Origin of the sequence: Pseudarthrobacter sp. NKDBFgelt (assembly GCF_046097905.1) — a bacterium.
GTDB lineage: Bacteria > Actinomycetota > Actinomycetes > Actinomycetales > Micrococcaceae > Arthrobacter > Arthrobacter polychromogenes.
The window spans coordinates 1-22,035 of record NZ_JBJURL010000034.1 but is presented as its reverse complement, the minus strand read 5'-3'; the positions used below and the strand labels follow the sequence as shown (position 1 = coordinate 22,035).

24 protein-coding genes and 1 pseudogene are annotated in these 22,035 nt (G+C 62.7%); 15 read left to right on the top strand and 10 right to left on the bottom strand.

Going from position 1 to position 22,035, the window contains the following annotated elements; genetic code table 11:
• Position 1: 1 nt before the first annotated feature.
• Complete coding sequence (locus ACKAE7_RS10925) at positions 2 to 535, bottom strand: hypothetical protein (RefSeq protein WP_408979168.1); 534 nt, start codon at positions 533 to 535, stop codon at positions 2 to 4.
• Entirely contained in the window at positions 535 to 1,662 is a 1,128-nt protein-coding gene (locus ACKAE7_RS10920; protein ID WP_408979167.1) for a M23 family metallopeptidase, read from the bottom strand. Before ACKAE7_RS10920 ends, ACKAE7_RS10925 begins: the two co-directional genes overlap by 1 nt.
• A 276-nt stretch (positions 1,663 to 1,938) precedes the next feature.
• Between ACKAE7_RS10920 and ACKAE7_RS10915 the strand changes: the two genes are divergently transcribed.
• From ACKAE7_RS10915 to ACKAE7_RS10860, 12 genes and pseudogenes are all read left to right on the top strand, one after another.
• Complete coding sequence (locus ACKAE7_RS10915; RefSeq protein ID WP_306971347.1) at positions 1,939 to 2,676, top strand: hypothetical protein; 738 nt, start codon at positions 1,939 to 1,941, stop codon at positions 2,674 to 2,676.
• A 197-nt stretch (positions 2,677 to 2,873) separates the two neighbouring features.
• Complete coding sequence (locus ACKAE7_RS10910; RefSeq protein WP_306971346.1) at positions 2,874 to 3,437, top strand: hypothetical protein; 564 nt, start codon at positions 2,874 to 2,876, stop codon at positions 3,435 to 3,437.
• A 371-nt stretch (positions 3,438 to 3,808) separates the two neighbouring features.
• Positions 3,809 to 4,162: a hypothetical protein gene (locus ACKAE7_RS10905; protein WP_408979166.1), complete on the top strand. Its 354-nt coding sequence runs from the start codon at positions 3,809 to 3,811 to the stop codon at positions 4,160 to 4,162.
• A gap of 143 nt (positions 4,163 to 4,305) precedes the next feature.
• Positions 4,306 to 6,144 carry a hypothetical protein gene (locus ACKAE7_RS10900; RefSeq protein ID WP_408979165.1) on the top strand — a complete coding sequence of 613 codons (1,839 nt, stop codon included), beginning with the start codon at positions 4,306 to 4,308 and terminating at the stop codon, positions 6,142 to 6,144.
• A 277-nt stretch (positions 6,145 to 6,421) separates the two neighbouring features.
• Complete coding sequence (locus tag ACKAE7_RS10895) at positions 6,422 to 7,336, top strand: ParA family protein (RefSeq protein WP_306971343.1); 915 nt, start codon at positions 6,422 to 6,424, stop codon at positions 7,334 to 7,336.
• Positions 7,333 to 7,707 (top strand): ParB family protein, encoded by a 375-nt coding sequence (locus ACKAE7_RS10890; protein ID WP_408979164.1) that lies wholly within the window; start codon positions 7,333 to 7,335, stop codon positions 7,705 to 7,707. Before ACKAE7_RS10895 ends, ACKAE7_RS10890 begins: the two co-directional genes overlap by 4 nt.
• Positions 7,707 to 8,108 (top strand): hypothetical protein, encoded by a 402-nt coding sequence (locus ACKAE7_RS10885; protein WP_408979163.1) that lies wholly within the window; start codon positions 7,707 to 7,709, stop codon positions 8,106 to 8,108. The genes ACKAE7_RS10890 and ACKAE7_RS10885 overlap by 1 nt, the downstream gene beginning before the upstream one ends.
• Before the next feature lie 615 nt (positions 8,109 to 8,723).
• Positions 8,724 to 9,347 carry a recombinase family protein gene (locus ACKAE7_RS10880; RefSeq protein ID WP_408979162.1) on the top strand — a complete coding sequence of 208 codons (624 nt, stop codon included), beginning with the start codon at positions 8,724 to 8,726 and terminating at the stop codon, positions 9,345 to 9,347.
• A 259-nt stretch (positions 9,348 to 9,606) separates the two neighbouring features.
• On the top strand, positions 9,607 to 10,287 hold the full coding sequence (locus ACKAE7_RS10875; RefSeq protein WP_408979161.1) for an ABC transporter ATP-binding protein: 681 nt from the start codon (positions 9,607 to 9,609) through the stop codon (positions 10,285 to 10,287).
• Complete coding sequence (locus tag ACKAE7_RS10870; RefSeq protein ID WP_408979160.1) at positions 10,284 to 11,582, top strand: ABC transporter permease; 1,299 nt, start codon at positions 10,284 to 10,286, stop codon at positions 11,580 to 11,582. Before ACKAE7_RS10875 ends, ACKAE7_RS10870 begins: the two co-directional genes overlap by 4 nt.
• An 11-nt stretch (positions 11,583 to 11,593) precedes the next feature.
• Positions 11,594 to 12,232 carry a TetR/AcrR family transcriptional regulator gene (locus ACKAE7_RS10865; RefSeq protein ID WP_408979159.1) on the top strand — a complete coding sequence of 213 codons (639 nt, stop codon included), beginning with the start codon at positions 11,594 to 11,596 and terminating at the stop codon, positions 12,230 to 12,232.
• Positions 12,233 to 12,978: 746 nt separating this feature from the next.
• A pseudogene (locus ACKAE7_RS10860) lies at positions 12,979 to 13,540 on the top strand (recombinase family protein).
• A 138-nt stretch (positions 13,541 to 13,678) separates the two neighbouring features.
• On the opposite strand, the gene ACKAE7_RS10855 reads toward ACKAE7_RS10860, so the two are convergent.
• The gene (locus ACKAE7_RS10855; protein WP_408979158.1) at positions 13,679 to 14,098 is read right to left on the bottom strand and encodes a DoxX family protein; all 420 of its coding nucleotides are present in this window, start codon (positions 14,096 to 14,098) and stop codon (positions 13,679 to 13,681) included.
• A gap of 100 nt (positions 14,099 to 14,198) precedes the next feature.
• Between ACKAE7_RS10855 and ACKAE7_RS10850 the strand changes: the two genes are divergently transcribed.
• Together ACKAE7_RS10850 and ACKAE7_RS10845 are read left to right on the top strand one after the other, a co-directional pair.
• Positions 14,199 to 14,519, top strand: a complete 321-nt coding sequence (locus ACKAE7_RS10850; RefSeq protein WP_408979157.1) for a winged helix-turn-helix transcriptional regulator — start codon at positions 14,199 to 14,201, stop codon at positions 14,517 to 14,519.
• Between the two features lie 602 nt (positions 14,520 to 15,121).
• Positions 15,122 to 15,301: a hypothetical protein gene (locus ACKAE7_RS10845; RefSeq protein WP_408979156.1), complete on the top strand. Its 180-nt coding sequence runs from the start codon at positions 15,122 to 15,124 to the stop codon at positions 15,299 to 15,301.
• 91 nt (positions 15,302 to 15,392) lie between these two features.
• On the opposite strand, the gene ACKAE7_RS10840 is transcribed toward ACKAE7_RS10845, so the two are convergent.
• The 7 genes from ACKAE7_RS10840 to ACKAE7_RS10810 all read right to left on the bottom strand — a co-directional run bounded on the left by ACKAE7_RS10840 (position 15,393) and on the right by ACKAE7_RS10810 (position 21,324).
• Positions 15,393 to 15,959 (bottom strand): TetR/AcrR family transcriptional regulator, encoded by a 567-nt coding sequence (locus tag ACKAE7_RS10840; RefSeq protein WP_408979155.1) that lies wholly within the window; start codon positions 15,957 to 15,959, stop codon positions 15,393 to 15,395.
• Positions 15,960 to 16,232: 273 nt separating this feature from the next.
• Complete coding sequence (locus tag ACKAE7_RS10835; protein WP_408979154.1) at positions 16,233 to 17,096, bottom strand: prenyltransferase; 864 nt, start codon at positions 17,094 to 17,096, stop codon at positions 16,233 to 16,235.
• Positions 17,093 to 17,413, bottom strand: coding sequence for a lycopene cyclase domain-containing protein (locus tag ACKAE7_RS10830; protein WP_408979153.1), 321 nt, complete (start codon positions 17,411 to 17,413; stop codon positions 17,093 to 17,095). The genes ACKAE7_RS10835 and ACKAE7_RS10830 overlap by 4 nt, the downstream gene beginning before the upstream one ends.
• Positions 17,413 to 17,760, bottom strand: coding sequence for a lycopene cyclase domain-containing protein (locus ACKAE7_RS10825; protein ID WP_408979152.1), 348 nt, complete (start codon positions 17,758 to 17,760; stop codon positions 17,413 to 17,415). The genes ACKAE7_RS10830 and ACKAE7_RS10825 overlap by 1 nt, the downstream gene beginning before the upstream one ends.
• Positions 17,757 to 19,364, bottom strand: a complete 1,608-nt coding sequence (gene crtI / locus ACKAE7_RS10820) for a phytoene desaturase family protein (RefSeq protein ID WP_408979151.1) — start codon at positions 19,362 to 19,364, stop codon at positions 17,757 to 17,759. Before crtI ends, ACKAE7_RS10825 begins: the two co-directional genes overlap by 4 nt.
• Positions 19,361 to 20,275 (bottom strand): phytoene/squalene synthase family protein, encoded by a 915-nt coding sequence (locus ACKAE7_RS10815; RefSeq protein ID WP_408979150.1) that lies wholly within the window; start codon positions 20,273 to 20,275, stop codon positions 19,361 to 19,363. Before ACKAE7_RS10815 ends, crtI begins: the two co-directional genes overlap by 4 nt.
• Positions 20,272 to 21,324, bottom strand: coding sequence for a polyprenyl synthetase family protein (locus ACKAE7_RS10810; protein ID WP_408979149.1), 1,053 nt, complete (start codon positions 21,322 to 21,324; stop codon positions 20,272 to 20,274). The genes ACKAE7_RS10815 and ACKAE7_RS10810 overlap by 4 nt, the downstream gene beginning before the upstream one ends.
• Positions 21,325 to 21,377: 53 nt before the next feature.
• Here ACKAE7_RS10810 and idi point away from each other — a divergent pair, with 53 nt between their 5' ends.
• Positions 21,378 to 21,923 (top strand): isopentenyl-diphosphate Delta-isomerase, encoded by a 546-nt coding sequence (idi, locus tag ACKAE7_RS10805; RefSeq protein WP_408979148.1) that lies wholly within the window; start codon positions 21,378 to 21,380, stop codon positions 21,921 to 21,923.
• Positions 21,924 to 22,035: the final 112 nt, after the last annotated feature.

Sequence of the window (22,035 nt, the reverse complement as noted above, 5' to 3'; positions counted from 1 at the left end):
CTCATTGGGGAGTCACCGGGCTGATGGAGGTGACGAGCCAGGGATCGTCCTGGCCGATGCGGTGGAGCATCATCGTCCACGGCCCGGCGTTGGTGTCGAAGGATGCTGTAACCGTCATGGGGTTTTGCGCTTCCCGGCTGATCGCGGGACCGTCCGTGACGGTGGAGAACGGAACGCGGGCCGGATCGATGTAGCGGGCGTCTTCCTTGTACTCGGTCGCGAGCATCGGTTCCAGGTCCTTGAACCACGTCGTCTCCTCCACTGCAGGCCGGCCGAACAGTGCCATGGCCTTCGCGGCGGTCTCTTTGACCTTCGCTTCGGCGACGGCATCCCAGGTGACGTTAGGGCCGTGGTAGTGCTCGGAGGCCTCGTCATGCTCGTGGCCGTCGCCGGCTGAGTTCGCCTCAGCCTCGGCCGTGCTGGTCGGGGCCGGCGCGGCCGCGGTGGTGGTTGTGTGTGCGGTCGGGCTCCCGGCGCAGGCCGTCAGCAGGACTGCGGTGGCCAGCAGGGGCAGGGCGAGTGCGGTTCTGCGCATCACAGGATGCCTTTCTCTTTGAGGATCGGTGTGGGGTCGATGGTGGCGTTGACCGGGATCATCGGATTAGGCAGGGCCCCGGCGTAAAACTCCATATGCAGGTGCCGACCGAAGACGTTGCCGGTCGCACCTTCAGTCCCGAGGGGGGTTCCCGCGGCAACGGTGTCGCCTTCTTTGACCTTTAGAGAGCCGGCCTCCATGTGGTACATCCCGATGGTCAGCTTCCCGTCCAGGGTTTGGCCTGTGACGCCGGTTCCGAACTGGCCTTCAAGGTTTCTGATCTTCACGATCTTCAGATCCGTGATCGCCACAATCGCCCCGGCTTGGCCAGGAGTGGAGAAGTCGATTCCGTAGTGGAAGTTGGCCAGCACTCCCCCGGCCGTACCGGGAGGAGCCGGCCGCGGGCCGTACCCGCTGGTCATGACAGCCTTCTGCAGGGGCTTGACCCACTTCCCGGCAATGTCACCGACAACCTGATTTCTCTCACCGGGGCATACCCCGGACGGGTCCACCAGGGAAGCCGATTCCCCGCCGAGTGCCTTGACGATCTGCGTGGCCTGTTCCCGGAACCGGGTGTAGTGGTGTGGATCCGCGTTCCGCTGCGTGCGGTGGATAGCAATGGTCGGTTCAAGGGTTTCCCACCCCTGAACGTTCTGGAGAGCCTTGAAGAAGTTTGTAGCGCTGGTGTGGGGGTCCATGCGGTCCTCGTAGGAACCCCACGAACCGTTTGCCCGCTGCTGGAACAGCCCGCGTGAGTCCGGGCCAGCACCGTCACCGAAATCGATGACCCGCAGCGTGGACTCACCAATGGCAGCCTGAACACCGATCAGCTGTGCGGCCACGGGCAGCTTCAGATCCGCTGCAGCCTTCATGATCGCGGCCGCGTTCTTCATCTGCTCACCATCGAACCCGGCCACTGTGCTGCCGGGGACCGCTGATGCTGCGGATACATCTGACGTGCCAGGTGCCACACAGGCAGAAGCGGCCTGAGCCGGTGTTCCGCCATCGTCAAGAACCACAACAACGAAGCCCAGGGCGAGGGCGGTAGCGGCGGCAACAGGAACAACGACTTTTCGAAACGCCTTACCTGCAACGGCTGTTGCTGCCCCAGCAGCAGCGACACCCATTAGGAAGACCGCCTGATTCTGTCGGTGCGAAACCAGCAGCCGATAAACAGGTCAGTCCCGCCCCTGCACCGCATAGTGACGCGCATGTCGCCCCTCCCCTGGGCTATTCCGGGGCCTGCCCCCGGACGGAAAAACCATCCCGGCTAAACTCAGCCGTAAGGCTAGGATGGATTTGAAACCAACGGTTAAGTATTTGCGGATGCTTAACTATTGGGATCATTCTAGCAGAATCAATCGTGCGCGTCTTGTCGTGTTTGCCCCATCCAAGGAGTGTTTGTGCCTGTCTCAGCCTCAGAGTTCAAGAGCTGGCTGGACGCTCAGTCCATCAGCACTTCCCCTGCCGCTCTGAGCGCTCTGACGGGGCTGCACCGAGGCACTTTGGGCAACCAACTGCGTCGTGGAAACGTTGCAGAATCGACGGTCGTTGCCGTGGCGCGCGCGTCCGGAGCGAATGTGCTGGAGTCCCTTGCCGCCTTTGACCCGTACAGGGACATGTACACCAGACGGATTGAGCCCACGCCGGCAGAAGTGCTAAGCCAGGTCCACCACGCAGACCTGATGGCCGAGCTACAGTTCCGCACCTCGAAGAAGTACTACCCGCGGGATCTGCGGAAACATATTCCGCTCATAGACTTCCCGCACGAGGGATCCAATCGGGCATGGATTGACGCCATCGACTCCGGCGACATCAGGCACCGCATGGCAGAGGAGACTGGCATGGCCCTGACATACATCTTCACGCAGCTCACCGAAAACAAGCTGACCCCACCGCTTGCGGTAGCAGCCTCCAGAGCAGCAGGCACTTCCTTCGCATCAGGTCTGGTGGTTGTCGGCCTCGTGCTTCCGGCCGAGGCAGGCTGGCAACCACGCGCCAGGGAGGACGAGCTGCTTGAAATCACGGACGATGCACTTGTCGAGCTAATCTCCGGCCGCATAAACCTGCTGCAGCGGCGCGTCAAACAACGTAAGGAAGCCCAGGAGTATGCGGAAAAGATGACGGAGCTTCTGGGATGAATCCACTAGGTGTCGTCCCGGTGACGCTCATGCTCATCCTATTGGGCAGTCTTACGTTCAAGCGCATAAATACACCCGCATCCGGGTTTGAGCACGCCTTGCGGGGAAAGGCGAGCAGAATCGCTTTGTCGGGCATCTTTCTCACCACCGCTTATCTGCTGCTGATACCGCCCGTGTACTACGCGCTGGATTCGATAATGCCGATAACCAACGCTACCGACCTCATCTCCAAGTACTGCGCACTGGTAGCCGTCGCCTTTCTGGGCGGGCACCTTAGTGTCGCCTACGGATCCCCCTTTGCCCGTCGGTGGACAGTGGGTGCTCCCGGAACCGTTGTGTTGGGCCTCGTCTCCGTTGGCCTGCTGTGGACTGTCGTGGCCACAGACGCCCCGTATTCATCCCCCCAGATGCTGGACTTCGCCACACAGCCCAGTGTTCGCATCAACACCTGGCTGGTGCTGTTCTACGTGGCCTACGTTGTCCTTCCCCTGGTGCGGCCGGCGTACCTTGACTCCAAGAAGAACCCTCTCCGGACAGGCCGGGCGGCTTCAGGCATGATCGCCGGTGGTTTCGCCCTCTCCCTCTTGCGCGCCGGTGCGTACCCTGTCGAGTGGTTTGGTAGCGGGAATGTGGTCTACCTGTACATGCTCATCTCCTACGCCTCCACTGCCCTCGTGGTTGTGGGGCTCGCGCTTTTTGCTTACGCACGCAGGAACAGAAAAGTGAAGACCGAGCTGGGATCCGCCCTCTCACTCGATTAGGAAGGCCGGGAGACATGACTACCCCCCAACGAGCGCAGGAAGCAGTAAAAAGCGTCTTATCGGAAGTACCGCGGGAGCACGAGGCTGCCTATCGCGTCATCTACGAGGCAGTGAAGGTGTGCCTGGCAGCTGGCATGGAGCGGCGGGCGGCTGCCGCCTACTTGGGAGTCTCGCGGTGGCGTATCGACCGCCAGGGACGCTACTTTCGGTCTTTGAGAGCGACCAGGACCTTGTTCCGGGATGCCATGGCTGCCAATCCTGCAACTGATCCTGCCGGCGAGTCCGTGGAAGCCATAGTCCGAAGAGCGTGGAAGAACTAACCCTGAGGGTCCCAAATCCCAAAATTCCGGGTTTTATGACATATTGGAATCATGCCATCCGGAATCTGTCACGAGCTTGCTGGGCCAGTCACACCCCATGCGATGACTCTTTCAAAAAGAGCGACACGCCGCGGCGACGTGCAGGGTTTCGTTTATCAAAACCGCTTAGATAGCACTATGGCAATTCAGAAGCTTGCTCAGGGTGGCCGCCCGTCCAAGGGGCCCCGGCACACGTTCGTGGTCAAGCCCGATCTTGCGCGGGCCGAAAAGCTGCGGGCCATTATGGAAATTCTTGGCACGAACGCAGTTGATTACCTGACACCGCTGGTTGCCAGGCATATAGATTCCATTGACCTTGAAGAACTGCGCAATCAGGAGACATTGCCTATACCGAAGGCCAGTTAATAACTGAAGGCCCGCACATGGCGGGCCTTCGTTAAGTATTTAGTTCAGATCTCGTTCTTGGCGGGATGTCGATCTGAACTTTTGTCCAACACCCACCCAGTGGGTGGATTTTGTCGTTCCCCCCGAAGGAGTAACTGCTGTCTATGGTACCGGAAGTCAATTCCGCGTCAACGCACGCACATAAGGGTGTCGCGGGCCAACCTAGCCCTCAGCAGGCGTGGATCCTTGCACCCCTGATCGCCGGGCAAGCGTCCTACCGCCTAGGCCGATGGATGGGCACCAGGTTCCAATACCCCCGGCCGGCAACTCCGCCCACCATTACGACGTCTCTGCCCGAGCACCCCGCAGCAGTCATGATCCACGGTACGGACGGTTCCGTAGCCACTCTCTGCATCGACCTGGATACATCCAAGGCACTGAAGAGCGTCGTGGACTCAGACGCAGCCCGGCTCAGGAAGCTCCTGGGTGAAGCGAACATCAGCTACGTGGAGGACTTCTCCCCCAGCGGCGGCAGGCACATCTACATTCCCCTTCAACAACGCCTCACCGCCGCCAAAGCCCGCGAGCTTGTCGAAGCCCTCGGCCTTCTCGCCGCAAGCCTGGACCCGAGCCCCCACCAGAACATCACCGACGGCTGCATCCGCGTCCCGGGCTCAAGGCACAAGGCTGGCGGCCACCAAACCCTCATTACTCCCCTATCCCAGGCCTACGCCACCCTCCGCGTCCGCAACTCAGCGCGTGCCATTGCAGCATTGCGCGCCGCACTGGCCCCGGAGCTGGCCCGCAACAAGGCCATCCAAAAACGCCAATCCAAAGCAGCAACAGTACGGACCACTGCTGGACAGCTGCCCGTCGCTGGCCGCAGCGAAAGCCCACTGCGCCGTATTGCACGCACTGGCATTTACGACACGGCCAAGTACGCCAGCGCCTCAGAGGCCCGCATGGGTGTGTTGAACCACTTCGCTGCGTGCGGTTGGACCCTGGAAGACGTACGGAACGAACTCACCGGCCAGTTCCCGGGCCTGGCAGCCCTCTACGGCACGCAAGCCAAACAAGCGCGGCTCCTTTCCAGCGAATGGGCCAACGCCCAGGCGTTCACCAACGCCGGCAGCACCCAAAAACGTAAGTCCCGTGAAACTGGGACAATCAATGCCCTTATTAACAACACAAGCCCTACTCAACCCACAGGGGGGGCACTCAACCGCAGCTCCGCGTCAATCCACCAACTCGTGAACGACTTGGAAAATGTCCTGTACGCCGTCTTGGACCGCCGCTTGGCAGCGAGGGGCCGCGAAGGACTCAGCCTCCGCCTCTTGATCCGCGGCCTGCTGGGCTACATGAGGGCGAAAGAAACGGATCTTCTCGATGTCGGCTGTCGTACGCTTGCGGTCGCGCTGGGAAAGCACCATGTCACCATTGCTCGCCTACTTCCCGCTCTGGCCCAGGCCTCCGATGGAATTCTCACCAAAGTCGCGGATGCTCGCTACAAGACAGCAGACGTCTACCTCATTCAGTTGCCTAGGCACCTTCAGCAACTAGCGAGGGAGCTGACGTGGCGCAAAGGACGCATCCATGCCGTTCGGCCCGTGTTCCGAAGCCTGGGAGACGTGGCTGCCCTTGTCTACGAATCCATCGAACGATCTAGGCACTCCCCCACCACCGCGGAGATTGTCCGCTTCACGAGCATCAGCCGCAACGCCGTATCGACCGCGCTGACTGAGATGGAGGCCCTGGGCATGATTTACCGCGACCACGGTTACTGGAAGAGAACGGCAGTTAATCTCACCAATCTGGCGGCAAGGCTGGGCGTGTTGGAGGACTACCAGGCCCATATAAGCCGTAACCGGTTCGAACGTGCCCGCTGGCACGCATACCTGGACCGTTTCCGGATGGTTGAGGTTGATGAAGGTGCACTGTACGACCAGGAACGGGAGGAGTATTGGCTGCCTCCTGGGGATGCTGCGATCTGGAACGTCGCATAGATGACGAACCGGGCTGCAGCGATGCCCGGGTGCCGGCACGCATTTTTCCGGGCATTACCTACAGGGCTTCCTCATGCTGGTCGTTCGCTTGCGAATGAAGCGTATACAGCAAAGCAAGCGGAAGTTGCTTCAAAAGTGTAACTTGCTTCAAAAGTGAAACTTGCAACATAAGTTTTACTTTTTTGACTTGTGAAAAAAGTAAAGACACGCAAGCCAGCTTCACAAGCGAAACAAGTAACGCTGTTTACGCTGGGATCACTTGTGAAAGGAAGGTTCGATGAAACACGATCTGGACCGCGGCGCACTCAGCAGGGTTATCGCGGTAATCAACGGCAAAGGCGGAGTCTTCAAGACCAGTCTTGTAGCCAATGTAGGTGGACTCCTCGCGGAGGCTGGCTCACGCGTGCTCCTCGTGGATCTCGATCCCCAGGGCAACCTCGCGGAGGACCTGGGCTATTCCGAGCAAGGAGATGGCGGCAGGAGCTTGGCCGCCGCCCTCTGCTTCGGCGCCGAGCCGACCTTGCTGACGAGTATCAGACCCAACTTGGATGTCATCGCCGGCGGCCCTGAACTCGATGATGCGGCAGCATTTCTCGGGGCGAAAGCCCAGAAGGACCGCGATGCAGCCCACTTGGCCCTGGCAAAGATGCTTGCAGCCGTAGCGGGGGAGTACGATCTCGTCCTTCTTGATTGCCCGCCCGGCAACGAGCCTTTGCAGGCGGCGGCCGTCGCAGCTGCACGGTATGCGCTGGTGCCGCTGAAGACGGATATGTCCAGCCGTAAAGGTGTTGCTGCGGTGGCAGCACGCATGGACAGCGTGGTGGGGCTCAACCCCTCACTGGATCTCCTGGGTGTTGTCCTGGTGGGAACCGGAACCAACTCAAAACAGGTCCACAAGGTCACCCGCGATCACCTCATCGCCGACTTTGGCACCGACGAAGTGCTGTTCCCAATGACCATCCGTCACGCAGAAGCCACCGCCCAAGCCTGCAGGGAACGTGGGCTACTGGCGCACGAACTCGAACGGGAACTCAGCAAGGCTCCCAAATGGTGGGAGGTTCTCCGTGGAGAAGCCAAAGCCACCCATGCAGGACCAAAATCTGCATCCAGCGTGGCTGAAGACCTGCATGCCGTCGCCATGGAAGTAACGCGGCGCGTAGCCGCCACGGAATCACAGGAGGTCAGCGCATGAGTGCCGCCCAAAGCTCCAGCCGTCCAGTACTCGGCCTACCGCCTCGCCCGACAGCAGCACACCCCACAGCCGATGCACCGCTAGCCCGGATGCTGCCGGGCCGCCGGCAAGAGTCGGCCGCGAAGAAGGAAGAGGTCAAGGACGTCGAGACGGCGCCCATGACCGTAAGCATCCCCACCGCTATTCGCAATCGTGCCAAAGCGGCCTACAAGGCGACCAGCTACGTCGAGGGGGATAACACCTGGGCCCATTTCGTTGCGAAAGCCATCGAAGCGGAAACCCTGCGGCGGGAAGCTGAACACAACCAAGGCGAGATGTACCCAGCGTGGGGAGAGAAGCTTCCCGGTGGCCGTAGGTTGAAGGACAGCTAATGCTTGAGCTACGAGAAGCCGCACAGTTCGATCCTGGTGCGCTTGGCTGGGGCGAATGGAAGGACGCTGCGCTTCGTGACTCCAAAGAGGAATTCAGTTTCTTTGAAGAGGGCGAAGAGGTAGCTCGGATCAGAATTTATCCTCAGTACCGTCTCCGCGCACCTTACGAAGAACTACCCCCAGGGGTTTACGTCTGCGTTGATCTTGTGGTGGTCCGCAGTGATAAGCGCGGCAAGCGTCGGGGCCCCGAAGCAGTGGCACTGATGGTTAATCGGTACGCGGGTCAAACAATGATTGCCTTTTCCGCCGCGGATAGCTTGTGGGAAGACGTTGGCTGGGTTCGAGCCGTTCGAACCGACGGTGATGACCTTGCTTGGCCCCTGTTCTTTCATCAGGTCTAAAACGACCGTTTCTGACCGGTGTTCGGCAAGCCTCCGAAAATGTCGTTTTCAGAAGTCGTCTGCACCCCTTCATGCGGAAGTATGATCCCGGTGCACGGGACTGTTGACATCCGCTTGTCAGAAGTTGCGTGCACTGCCGGCATTTTCATCAGAAGTCGTCTGCACTAGCCTGAATCATGGTCAAGAGTCGTCTGCACCGTCAGCGCCCTTAATGACATCGGATGACCCGCAGATCCTCGAGCGGGGGTGCTGGGTATGTCGGAGAGGGCGTGGGGGCGCCTACGCCGGCAGGACGAGGTCATTGCGCCTTTGGCGGCCCTCGCCACGGTCACTCACGGGGCGGCGGACAGCGCGGCCGAAGAGTTGGGCGTGGTCGCGAAGCACCTCTTCGACTTCGCACGCTACGGGTGCCGCAGTGAAGAATCTCTGCGCGGTCTTCGGGACACCTTCGCCGAGCTTCAGATACCCCTAAACTTTCTGTCACAAACAGAAAGATGACCACCCTTTGACTGACGTAGAATAAATCACAGGTTAAGTGACACAATGCGGACTCAGGCGGATTCAGAATTTTGCCGTCACTTAAACGAACGTATAAATAACAGAGGAGCGGTTCTCATGTTGGTCGGATACATGCGCGTGTCCAAGGCCGACGGCTCACAGACGACAGACCTGCAACGCGACGCCCTCATTGCTGCCGGCATGGGCCCGGACCCCCTCTACGAAGACAGGGCTTCCGGGAAGAAGGATGACCGACCCCAGTTGGCTGCATGCCTCAAAGCCCTCCGTCAGGGCGACACTCTGGTCGTCTGGAAACTCGACCGGCTGGGCCGGGACCTGCGCCACCTGGTGAACATCGTCCACGACCTGACCGAACGCGGAATCGGGCTGAGGGTCCTCACCGGCCAGGGGGCTGCCATCGACACCACCACGGCTTCCGGGAAGCTGGTCTTCGGAATCTTCGCAGCGTTGGCCGAATTCGAACGGGAACTCATCTCGGAACGAACCCTGGCCGGCCTCGCCTCCGCCCGGGCACGTGGAAGAAAAGGTGGTAGGCCCTACAAGATGACCGCAGCCAAAGTCCGGCTGGCGAGGGCGTCCATGGGCCAGCCCGACACCAAGGTCGGTGACCTCTGCAAGGAGTTAGGGATCACCCGCCAGACGCTGTACAGGCATGTATCTCCCACCGGTGAGCTTCGTCCCGACGGAATTAAACTGCTGAGCAGGACGTCGACCTTATAGTCCCAAGGAAGTAGGACATCCGGACCTGGGAGCTGGAACACTCTGTAGGCAATCACGCCGTGGTTCTAGAAGTCCGGGGAGGCCGGGTTCAGATTCGGTCGGATTGCGGTGGCGGCTCACTGATTAGTGGGGTGGCTGCGTTTTTCCTGGTGCACCCATTCCCGTGCCTGTACGCAGGAAGTTCCGGCTTTTGTTTCGGATGCGTAGACTTGCATGACTGCTAATTTGCAGGCACTGCAACAAGTGAAAATGGTGGCGCGTGAGCACTCCTATCCTCGAAGCGAGAGATGTCCATAAGACCTACGGCCACGGGGAGGGTGCCTTCAAGGCTCTCAAGGGCGTCTCCCTGACGGTGAACGAAGGTGAGTCTGTGGCCATCGTCGGCAAGAGCGGCTCAGGGAAATCCACCCTGATGCACATCCTGGCTCTGCTCGACGATCCTGATTCCGGACGCCTCACCGTGAAGGGATCCGATCCCGCACGGCTCAAAAGTTCAGTCATCAACGAGTTGCGCAACGAGGACTTCGGGTTCGTGTTCCAGCAGTTCTTCCTTATCCCCAACGCCACCGTGCTCGAGAACGTGGTGCTGCCACTGAAGATTGCCAGCGTCGGAGCCGCTGAGCGAACGCGCCTCGGGGTGGATGCCCTCCGGTCCCTGGAACTGGAGGACAAGGCGAAGAACAAAGCCACGGACCTCTCCGGCGGTCAAAAGCAGCGCGTGGTCATCGCCCGCGCCCTGGTCAATAACCCGCAGGTCATCTTCGCGGACGAACCCACCGGCAACCTCGATACCGCAACCGGTCATGTCGTCGAAGACATCCTCTTCAAACTCAACCGCGAACAGGGAATTACGTTAATCATCGTCACACACGACCACGAGCTCGCCTCTCGCTGCGACCGCCAGATCAATCTCCGCGACGGCTTGGAGGTACAGGCATGAAGACCGCCGACCTGCTCATTACCGCCGTACAGAACACATTCCGCAGCAAGCTCCGCACGGGCTTGACGGTCATCGCCATCTTCATTGGTGCATTCACCCTCACCATCACGAGCGCCATCGGTGCGGGCATTTCCAGCTACATCGACAACCAGCTTGGCGCCATCGGCGCCGAGGGGGTCCTGAACATCACGGTCGCCCCCGAAGACCAGGTCGCCGGATCCGCCGACGGTCCGGCCGTGTACGACCCGGACAAGGCCACCGCACCGGGCGGCCTGCCCGGTGGGGCCCCCGGCTTCCCGGGCGTGCTAAGCAGTGGGGACATCGACACGATCGCCGCCGTAGAGGGCATCGAACGGGTGGAACCGACCAAGCTGGTCACGGCCGATTTCATCGGAACCGAGACCGGGGAACGCTACCAACTGACCCTAAACCCCGTCTCGGCCGCAACCGTCCCAGATCTCGCCGCCGGTTCCCCCCTTTCCACAAACGACACCAGCGAACTAATCCTGCCCACCGAATACGTGGAGCCACTCGGCTTTTCGGACGCCCAGGACGCGGTCGGGGCCGAGGTGGTCCTCGGAGCAACCAACGCGGTCGGGACGCAGCAGACCCTGCGGGCGACGATCGTCGGCGTGCAAAACACCACGCTGCTGGACCTCGGGGCCAGCATCAACCAGCACCTCATTGACGCCCTGGATGAGATTCAGAAATCCGGTCGCACCACGGCCGCGAATGCCGGCTACATGGGGGCCATTGCGCACCTGGACACAGAAGCCACCGACGAGCAGGTCGCGCAAATCAAGGAGGAGCTGTCCGCGGAGGGCTTCCGGGCCCGAACCACTGAGGATCAGATTGGCGCGTTTCAGACCGTCATCAGTGGCATTATCGGCGTGCTGAATGCCTTCGCGGTCATCGCCCTCATCGCCGCGGGCTTCGGCATCGTCAACACCCTGCTGATGAGCGTCCAGGAACGGACCCGCGAGATCGGGCTGATGAAGGCCATGGGCATGGGCAGCGGCAAGGTGTTCGGACTGTTCAGCATCGAAGCCGTGTTCATCGGATTTCTCGGCAGTGCCCTCGGAGCCGCCGTGGCCGTGGGAGTCGGCACCTTGATCAGCGATGCCCTGGCCGATTCTGTGCTCTCGGGTCTGCCCGGCCTGCAGATCATGCTCTTCGAGCCGGGGTCGATCGCCGTAGTGGTACTCGTGGTGATGCTCATTGCGTTCATCGCCGGTACCCTCCCGGCGCGCCGCGCCGCGGTGCAGAACCCGATCGATGCATTGCGCTACGAGTAGGCCCAACGGATATGACGGAAACCCGCGCACAGGGACTTCGAGCCCGCAAACGGCGTTCCACCCGGCAGGCCATCGAGCGGGGGGCCGTGGACCTGGCCCTGAAACACGGCTACGATCACGTCACGGTGGAGATGATCTGCGATGTCGCGGTGATCTCCCAGCGGACGTTCTTCAACTATGCCGGATCCAAGGAGGGCGCGGTCCTGGGCATCGAACTGCCCCTGCCTGGGGAGGCGCTGCGCGCTGCGTACGTCGCCGGCAGGGGCGGCTCCCCGCTGGAGGATCTGCTCCAGACTCTGGCCGCCGCATTCACGGAGTCCGGCAGCGCCGATCCCGAGCTGTTTCGCAAGCGCCGCCAGATTATCGAAGCCAACCCGGTCCTGGCGATCAAGGAGTTCGCCCGGATGGAGGAGGCCCAGAACACGGTCGCCAGCATGGTTCGTGATCGCCTTCAGGCAGAGGCCGGTATGGAAAACGGGCACGGGGAAGAGTCCCCGGAGCTGAACGAGGACGCGCGCATGACGGTCGTGCTCTCCTTCGCGCTGATGCACTTCTGCGCAGGGGAATGGACCGCCGGCGGTGCCCCGGCCGATCCGGGGCCAATCCTCGCCGAGGGTGCAACCAGAGCCCGCCGCATCATCTCCGCCTAAACCAAGTAAATCGGCGCGGATAGGCGTCCGTCGCCCCAGACGTCCGGTAACCGGTTTTCCAAAGGCACTGGCCCCCGCGTAGTTCAAATTCAAAGCCGACAGGGCAGGTGGCCGTCAACTTTGGCTGCTGACAGCCATGAGCGATCTTTGTGGTGCCGGGGCTGACCTCCAGCAGCCGGCGGCCGTGCACAGCCTGGCTGGGTTACTGTACGCCGCGGGCTTCCTCAGTATGGATCTGCCTCAGTGCTGCAGCCATGGTGGGGGTGGATCTGAAATGCGATGACTCATGTCACACTTCGCTGGTAGTCTAATCCGCATAAAGGCCCCGCTCCGTCGCCACCGCGTGGAAAGCCGGTGAAAGATAGAGCTGCACGCCTTTCGCATCATTGGGGAAACAGACATATGGAAACGGGCAGTGCCGCCAGTTCGATGAGGATAGTGCCGACCGAGTTGGAAGGCTCTCTGAACCATGTCGGACGTGGCAGCCTTGGCGGCGTCCGGATTGCCTGGATTGAGGACGGTCTGGTGGGGATCACTCTTACTCCCGGAGTCTGGATCACGACGCTGCAGGCTTCGCAGGTCCACGAACAACTCATTGCGGCCTTCAATGATCAGCCCTTCGGCCTGCTGCTGGATGTGGCCGACGTCGCTGCGATCGACAGGGACGCGGTGACCCTACACGCGCGGGCGGTGACGTTGTCGGCCTTGGCAGTTGTGGGACGAACCCCGGTGGACAGGCCACGGACCTGCAGCGGGACGCGCTCCTTGGCGCCGGCATTGACGCGGGTTCACTCTACGAAGACAAAGCTTCGGGCAGGAAGGATGACCGGCCCCAGCTGGCAGCGTGCCTCAAGGCCCTGCGCCACGGCGACACCCTCGTGGTCTGGAAGCTGGACCGGCTGGGCCGGGATCTGCGGCATTTGGTCAACATCGTCCATGACCTGACCGAACGGGGCATTGGCCTGAAGGTGCTCACCGGGCAGGGCGCAGCCATTGACACCACTACCGCCTCCGGAAAGCTCGTCTGTGGAATCTTTGCCGCTCTCGCCGAATTCGAACGCGAACTTATCTCCGAACGCACCCTCGCAGGCCTCGGTTCCGCCCGCGCCCGTGGCCGCAGCGGCGGACGGCCCTACAAGATGACCCCCGCGAAGCTTCGGCTCGCCATGGCCTCGATGGGACAACCCAACACTAAAGTCAGTGATCTTTGCGCCGAGCTCGGGATCACCCGCCAGACCCTCTACCGCCACGTTTCACCGGGTGGGGAACTGGCGTCCAGACGGTGAGAAGCTGCTGGCCCGGAACTAGGGTGACGTTGATTCCGCTGACGGCGCCGGTGCGCCGCCTGGCCGATCTAGTGCTTTTCGATGAAGCCAAGGCTCAGAGGCATATGTTCGGTGCCTGGCCGCGGCCCTGAGGGGTTGCCTGTCCTCACGGGAGCGGCGCTCAGTGGAAATTGAACAACGGCCCGGCGACGACCAGGCCGAGATCATCGCCGAGCGCGGCGAACACCGCGAACATCACCAGGGCGGCGCCGGCCAGCGCAATATCCTTCATGAACTGGCTTTGCTCGAGGGCCTGGGTCTGAGCGTCGTCCTCTTTCCAGAAGGGATGCATCAGGATGGCCGTCGGTATGAGGAATAGGACGAGAAGCAGTGCGCCGAGGTCCTGCCAGATGCCCAGGAGAATCATCAGTGCCCCGGCGATGATCTGCACTCCCGTGGCGGGCACCAGAAGACGGGCCAGAGGAACACCCTTGCCGGCGGCATAAACGGTCATCATCTGCCGCCGTGCAATATGCGCGTAGCCAGAGGTGAGAAACAAGGCGGAGAATAGGATTCGGCCAACGAGGACGAGGACATCCATGGTGATCTCCTTCGAGTTACCCTTACTATTTGTACTTACTATTAGTACTTACTAATAGTAAGTCCACTGTGTGGGTATGGAAAGGTTTCAGGGTTCTGCAATGGACGAAACGAGCGGACGGTACTGCGAGTCCTTTCATCACGCGGTCGAGCTGCTGGGACGCCGCTGGAACGGTGTGATCATCCGTGCGCTGCTGAGCGGAACTGACCGGTTCAATGGCATCCGCGCAGCCGTCCCCGGGCTGTCCGACCGCATGCTGTCCGAGCGCTTGCAGCAGCTCGAATGCGAAGGACTCCTGATGAGGGTTTGCGGGGATCCTGCGGCGGCCCCCAGGTATGTACTTACCGAAAAGGGACAGAATCTGCGCCCGGTCATCGAGGCCATCTACACATGGGCGGCGACGCCGGTCAATCACGACTAGTTGGCGCCACTTCGGGGGAATGTATGCAGCAAATCGAAGTTGAAGGCGGCAAAGGCACTGTCGCGCTGGGAAACGACGGAATCATCCATCTTCTCTGGAACTCTGAAGCCAGAATCGAGGTCCACGACGCTCGCGCAGCGATGACAGCCGTCAACGCTGTCGCAAACGGCTCCGAATCCCCCCTGTTAGTCGATATGACAACTATCTCCATAAGCCGCCACGCTCGTTCGGTTTTTCGCGTCCCATGCGCTGCCTCACGCATTGCATTGCTCGGCAAAAGCCCCGTAGATCTGATACTTGCCAACTGGGCAATGGGCCAGCAAACCCTGCCATGCCCCACACGCTTCTTCAGTTCCAGAACCGAAGCCATCAGTTGGTTGCATCTTCCCAACCCCCCCGTCCTAAGCCGCCATCCTTGTCCGAGGATTGCAGCGGCCCCAACCCCTCGCACCCCTGTCTCGGAACATCCTGACTGCATCGGCGGCGAACTAAAGTGGTGCCGGCATAACCACGGTTGAGTTGTCAGACTCATCGAAGCAGATCAGGGCCAGGGGGACCATCCAGACGAAGATAGGTGTCAGGGCGTCGTATAGGAGGGCATAATGGCATCCCTGATCGGCGCCGGCAGGGCATTGTCTATTACTGATGACACCGCCGGCGATCGGCATGCATTTGTACCTGCCGGTTTTGGACGCCAGCTGACCGAGGCGACGAGCAGTGCTCCCATCATCGGAATCATCGCCAGCCCCGAATCGGTGGCGGTGGCGCTGGCGGCCATCTGAAAATACATCGGAAGGTAGCCGATGGCGCCGGCCATCGCCAGCACCAATCAGCGGGCCGGGGATGGTGGCCATGTCCTCCGGCAGCGTCCTATCAGTCCGATGCTCGGGTGCGCCGACGCGGCACAAACGCGCGCACGACGGCATCAATGGGTGCGCGTACGTCCGCATCCGGGTCCACAGTCAACCGCTGAATAATCATGCCTTCGCCCACTGCGGTGATGGCAGTCGCCGCCGCCGCAGGATCATGGGCTCCGAGGCTCTCCATCGAGGTTTCGATGAATGACCGGAGGTACGCGCGTCCGGTGAGCAGGGGGCGGCGGACGTCTTCGTTATGCGTGCCTTCGAGGAAGAGTACATACCGGGCAATGGTCCGGGGCCTGGATGCTGTGGTGGCGGCCTCAATGCAGTGGGCCAGCAGAGCGACAAAGGCGCCAACATCAGTCGGCGGGCTTGGCCGCCGAACCGGCACATCCAGGTCCTGGTCCGCAAGCCACTCAACCACCCCGGTCAGGAGAGCGGCGCGAGTGCGGAAATAATTCGATGTCGAACCTTTAGGAACCCCTGCGGCCATATCAACCCTGATGTGTGTGAGCGCCTTCAGGCCCTGCGTGCCAAGCAGCTCTACGGCAGCATCCAGAATCCGTGCACGAGTGAACATACTCCAATACTATTTATGTAGTGAGTGGGGTGGCGCTGCTGATAGCGGCGGCATCGTTCAGCTGCTGTGGCTGCCGTTCGTCCTGTTGATACCCGGGCTGCGTCGAAGCAAACCGGTTGTTTTCCACTCACATCCTGTCGTTTTCAGTTGCCACAAGTTGGGGCGGGCTCAGCGGGCCGCATATGCAGGCCGTCGTTTTGGTTGTTGACCATGCCCGCCTGGCTCATGGCGGTAGGATCCTCCTGCTGGGCGTGAAGCCAGAGGCAAAACATGTCAGCGGACGGATGCGTTCCAGATCAGCAGCATCGTGACGAAGAACCCGGTCACGTAGTTCAGCCACAGGAAGCGTTCCCAGCCGCGGTGGGCGAGCCCGGCGTCGTCGTCCTTCAAGGACGCGAAGGGGACGATGTTCACCACGTATGGGAGCACCAGGAGGCCGGCCAGCGGGCCGGGCCAGGGGGTGAACAGCATCAGCGCCCCGCCGAGCAGGTAGGCGGCGATGGCGAACCGGACGGTGGCGGACGCGCCGGTGACGGTGGCAATCGAGGCGATACCTCCTTCGCGGTCGGCGACGATGTCCTGGACCGCCCCGAAGGCCTGGCTTGCGATGCCCCACAGGAAGAAGGAGCCCAAGAGGGCCCAGAGCGCGGGCGTGAAGTTGGCCTGGGCCAGAACCAGTCCGTAGAGGGCCGGGCTCACAAAGTGGGTGCTGGAGGTGGCCGAGTCGAGGAAGGGGCGTTCCTTGAAGCGCAGTCCCGGCGCGCTGTAGGCGATCACCGCGAAAATGCTGATGGCCAGCACCAGCCACGACAGTGGTCCGCCGAGCAGTACCAGCACGGCGAGGAACGGCACGTTGGTGGCCACCGCGGCGCGGAGGGTGGTCCTGTGCATGGAGCGCTCGAGCACGGCGCCTTCCACGCCTCCCTTGCGGGGGTTCCGGAGGTCCGATTCGTAGTCAAAGACGTCGTTGATCCCGTACATCGCCAGGTTGTATGGAACCAGGAAGTACAGCGTGCCCACGATCCAGGCGGCATCGATCTGCCCGGCCGTGAGCAGGTAGGCCGCCGCGAACGGGTAGGCGGTGTTCACCCACGAGAGCGGACGCGAGGAGACGAGCAGGGTGCGCAGGGTCTTCATGTCCGTCGCTTCCGGGAGCGTTCGCCGAGGACAACCCACAGCGATGGCAGCAGCAGCACCGCGGCCACCGGGTAGGCGAAGTCCTCCAGGGGGGCCAGGCCGACGGCGGCTCCTGAGATCAGCTCTGAGGCGTAGCTGAAGAGTCCTGCCGCGATCATCAGGTTGTCGAAAACGGCTGTGAGCACGAGTACGACGGCGGCGGTGCCGCCTGCCGCGGCGAGCATGATCTTGCGCTGCCCGGCGCTCACCACGTGCAGCGCGGCGGTTGCCACGCCGAGTGCCACCGTGAGGAACACGGCATTAAGTGCCCAGTACATCACAAGCGTTCCTCCGTGTGTTCACTCCGGCGTGCCCGCACCTGAAGGCCGCGGCGGAACAGCAGGAACAGGTTCATGACAAGGTAACTGAGGAAGAGCAGGAAGATGGGTTCCTCCACGGGCAGTTCGGGGGCGAGTTCGATGCCGATCGTCTCGTTGTGGCCACGGAAGAATATGCCGAGGCCGATCCCGCCCAGGTCCCAGGTGAGGAAGAACGCCAGCCCGGCAGTGAGCACGGCAGCTGCGCGCCGGGCATCATGCCAGAAGAACAGGCGCAGGCGCCGGTCGAGCACGACCATACAGCCCAGCGACACCAGGAGCAACGAAAGGTAGGCCGCAGCGATCACGTGACCGTGTCCTCCCGCACCTTGTCCGGGCCCAACGGGACCGGCAGCGGGCCTGTGCTCAGGTCACGGCGCAGCCGCTTGACGACGAGTTCGGCGCTGATCAGGCACATGGGTATCCCGATCCCGGGAATGGTTGAACCGCCCGCGTAGTAGAGTCCCTGGACTTTCCGGCTGGCATTGCCGGCCCGGAAAAAGGCGCTCTGGCGCAGCGTGTGCGCCGGTCCCAGCGAGGTGCCCTTCCATGAGTGGTAGTCGCGTTCGAAATCGGCAGGTCCGTAGCTGCGCCGCAGGACGATGCGCTCTGCAAGGTCCGGGACGCCCGCCCAGTCGCTGAGCTGCTGGATCACGGCATCGGCCACGCGTTCGATCTTCCCGTCACCGCTGCCGCCAAGGCCCGGATCCGCCGGAACGGGCACCAGGACGAAGACGTTCTCATGCCCGTCCGGCGCCACCGTGGGATCGGTGGCGCTGGGCTTGCACACGTACATCGAGGCGGGGGCGGGGATGAAGGTCTTCCTGCCGAAGATGGCCCGGAAGTTTTCCTCCCAGTCGCCGGTGAACAGCAAGGTGTGGTGCTCCAGCTCCGGCAGCTCACCCCGCACGCCCAGGTACAGCAGCAGGGCGCTGGGCCCGGCGGTGCTGCGTGACCAGTAACGCTGCGGGTAGGTTTGCAGATTCCGCGGAAGGAGCGTGGTTTCCGTGTGGTGCAGGTCGGCGGCGGAAACAACGACGTCGGCCGCCATAGTGTGTTGGGTCCCGTCGCCGGTGCGGTAGCGGACCGCCCGCACGGCCGCGGGGCGCCGCCGGGTCCCGGCGGAAGAGGTGTCGATTCCGATCACCTCGGCACCTGTCAGGATAGTGGCTCCGGTGTTCCGGGCAAGGCCCTCCACGGCGTTCACCAGCCGGCCGAAGCCGCCCATCGGATAGAGCACGCCCTCGTCGAGGTCAAGGTGACTCATCAGGTGGTACATGCTCGGCGCAGTGAACGGCGAGGTTCCCAGGAACACCGCAGGGTACTCAAGGATCTGCTGCAGGCGCGGGTCGGACACATAGCCCCGGACATAGCTGTGCAGCGGCTGCAGCAGCAGACGGCCAAGGCGCGGCAGGCGGGCCAGCACGTCCGGCCTGAGCAGCGGGACGAACGACTCGAACGTCGAGTACAGGAAGCGGCGGGTGGCCATGGTGTAGGTTTCGGCGGCCGAATCAAGATACCTCTCCAGCCGTCCGCCTGCGCCGGGTTCCAGCTGCTCGAACAGCTCCGCCACGCGGCGCCGCTCGGCCGGCACGTCCAGGGGTTCAGCGAAGCCCTCCGAGAGGAGCCGGTAGCCGGGGTCCAGTTTCACCAGGTCCAGCTGTTCATCAGCTGAGGTTCCCAGGAGCCGGAAATAGTGGTCAATTACCTCGGGCATCAGGTACCAGGAGGGACCTGCGTCGAACCGGAAACCGTCCTGGCTCCAGGAGTGGGCGCGCCCGCCCACGGCGTCCTGCTGCTCCAGCACCGTGACGTGGTGCCCCTCCGCGGACAGCAGCGCGGCAACTGCCAGGCCACTGATGCCGCCACCGATCACGACGGCGGTGCGTCCGGGGGTGAGTGGCGGCTTCACGGTGCCTCTGCCCGGGCGGTGTCGGGGCTGGAGGGGGCCAGTCCCCGCCTGCCGGTGAGGACCGCGGCGGCGATCTGCACTTTCACCGGGTTGGGCACGCTGATCCGGGCCCGGATTAGCTCCGGCGCGGGGGTGGCGCGGATGCGCCCGGCGAGTTCAGCGAAGAGTTCCTGGGCCAGGGCGACGGCCAGCCGGCTGGAGCGTGGCAGCCGGCGCAGCACGGCGCGGGACTCTCGCAGATCGTGCTCGATGTCGTCCAGCAGCCGGTTCTTGTGGGTTTCATCGAAGTTGGCCGGCGAGAGGCCCGGGAAGTAGCTGCGTCCCAGGGACGTAAAGTCCTCGGCCAGGTCCCGCAAGAAGTTGACCTTTTGGAAGGCTGCACCGAGGTGGCGGGCGCCGCGCTCCAGCCGGGCCATTTCTTCCCCGCTCACCGAATGCCCGTGCAGGAAGCATTTGAGGCACATCAGGCCCACCACTTCCGCCGAACCGTAGACGTACTTGGTGAAGGACTCCGGTGTGTGTTCGATCTGGTCGAGGTCTGCCCGCATCGAGGAAAAGAACGGGCGGGTGAGGTCCGTTCCGATGCCGGTGCGGCGGGCAGTGTCGGCAAAGGCGTGGATCACCAGGTTGGTGCTGTAACCGGTGGCCAAAGCCTGTTCGGTCTCGTGTTCGAACCCGTCGAGCCGGCGCCGGCTTTCGCCAGGTTCCAGGCCCGCGGCGGACGCGACGCCGTCGACGATTTCGTCCGCGACCCTCACCAGCGCGTAAACGGACTCCACCTGGCGGCGCACGCCGGCCCCGAACAGCCGTGATGCCAGGCCGAAGGAGGTCGAATAGGACCGCAGCACCACAGCGGAGGACTTGAAGGCGGCGCTTGTGTAGTCGGCCAGGGCATCACGGTCATCGCTCATGCGGGTATCCGTTCCGTGACGACCCCGGAAATGGGCGCCAGCCCGTCGCGTAAGGCCTGGGGTACGAAGGGCTGGTCGAGGGCGCGGAGCGCGCGTCCGGTGAGGTCGGCGGCGAGCTGCATGGTCCGGTTGCGGGCACCTGCTTCAATCAGCAGTCCACGCACTTCCTCCGCACCCGCTGCGGTAAGGTCCGGGCCGGAGAGCAGCTCGGCAATCCGTGGCCATTGCGGCTCGACTGCCGCATGGGAGATCAGTGCGGTGCGTTTGCCCTCGCGCAGGTCGCCCCAGCCGACTTTGCCGGTCCGGGATTCATCGCCGAACACGCCGGTCAAATCATCGGCCACCTGGTACGCGATGCCGATGCAGCGGCCGAACTCACCCACCGCCGCCACCAGTCTTTCGTCCGCTCCTGCAAGCACAGCGCCGGCCAGCAGCGGCGCCTCGAAGGAGTACACGGCAGTTTTCAGCCGTGCCATGGTGAGCACTTCAGCAACGCTCTGGGGCGTGGGGTCCAGGGGGGCGAGCACGTCCAGCAGTTCACCGGCCGCGGAGGCAAAGACGGCCTCGTCCAGAATCTCGCCGAGCCGCCGCCGGGTGGGGAGATCAACGTCTACCTCGCCCATCAGCCGGTAGGCGTTGGAGAGGGCCAGGTCACCGGCTATGACTCCTACCGACATCCCCGTGTGATCTGCACGTTCAGGGCTCCTTCCCCGGGCTGCGGCGAGGTCGCGGTAGGTCCCCGAAACGTTGGGCACGCCGCGGCGGGCGAAGTCCCGGTCCACCACGTCGTCGTGCACAATCAGCGCCGTGTGCAACAGTTCGAAGGACGCGGCGACGGTGGCCGCCGTGGCCGTATCGTTTCCGCCGAGCAGCCTGTAGATGGTCATCACCAGACGGGGGCGGAAACGCTTCCCGCCGACCGTGGAGGTTTCCAGGTGTTCCCACATGGCGTGGTAGGCGGGGTGCATCGCTTCGGCCCGGGCCTTTGACCGGGCGAAAAAGGACGTCAGGACCTCATCGACCAGGCGGCTCTCGGTTGAACCCGCCAATGTGGTCTCCTTATCCATAGGTAAAGTAAACACGGGCGAACCATTGGAGGGAAATGAACCGCGGCGCAGAACTGGTTGTCCTGGCGGCCGAAGACGGAACACCTGTCGGTGCCCAGGAGAAAGCCACCGTTCACTCCGCGTCCACGCCGCTGCACCTGGCCTTTTCGGCACATGTGTACGACGGTGAAGGCCGCCTCCTCATCACCCGGCGCGCCTTGTCAAAGCGGACATGGCCCGGTGTCTGGACCAACTCCTTTTGCGGGCACCCCTGCCCGGGCGAGGCAACCGAGGATGCGGTGGCGCGCCGTGCTGGGCAAGAGCTTGGACTGCGGCTCGAAGGCGTGGAGCTCCGGCTGCCGGATTTCCGTTACCGGGCTGTGGACGCATCAGGAGTGGTCGAGAACGAAATCTGCCCCGTTTACACCGCGCGCGCAGCTTCCGCCTTGGATCCCAGCGAGGACGAGGTGATGGAGTGGCGGTGGGTGGAGCCGCTGGAGATCACCACCGCCGTCGCTGCGGCCCCCTGGGCCTTCAGCCCGTGGCTGAGCCTCCAGCTGCCGCTGCTCTACCCGGAACGGTTTCGCCCCGCCGCGCGGTGATTCACCGCGGGTGGTCACCGCGGGTGTCATGCCCGACGGCGGTCCCGTCCCACGCTGCGGGCCAGTCGCCAGCGCTCCCATGGCGGCGCCTCGCGCCAGTGCAGGGCCAGCG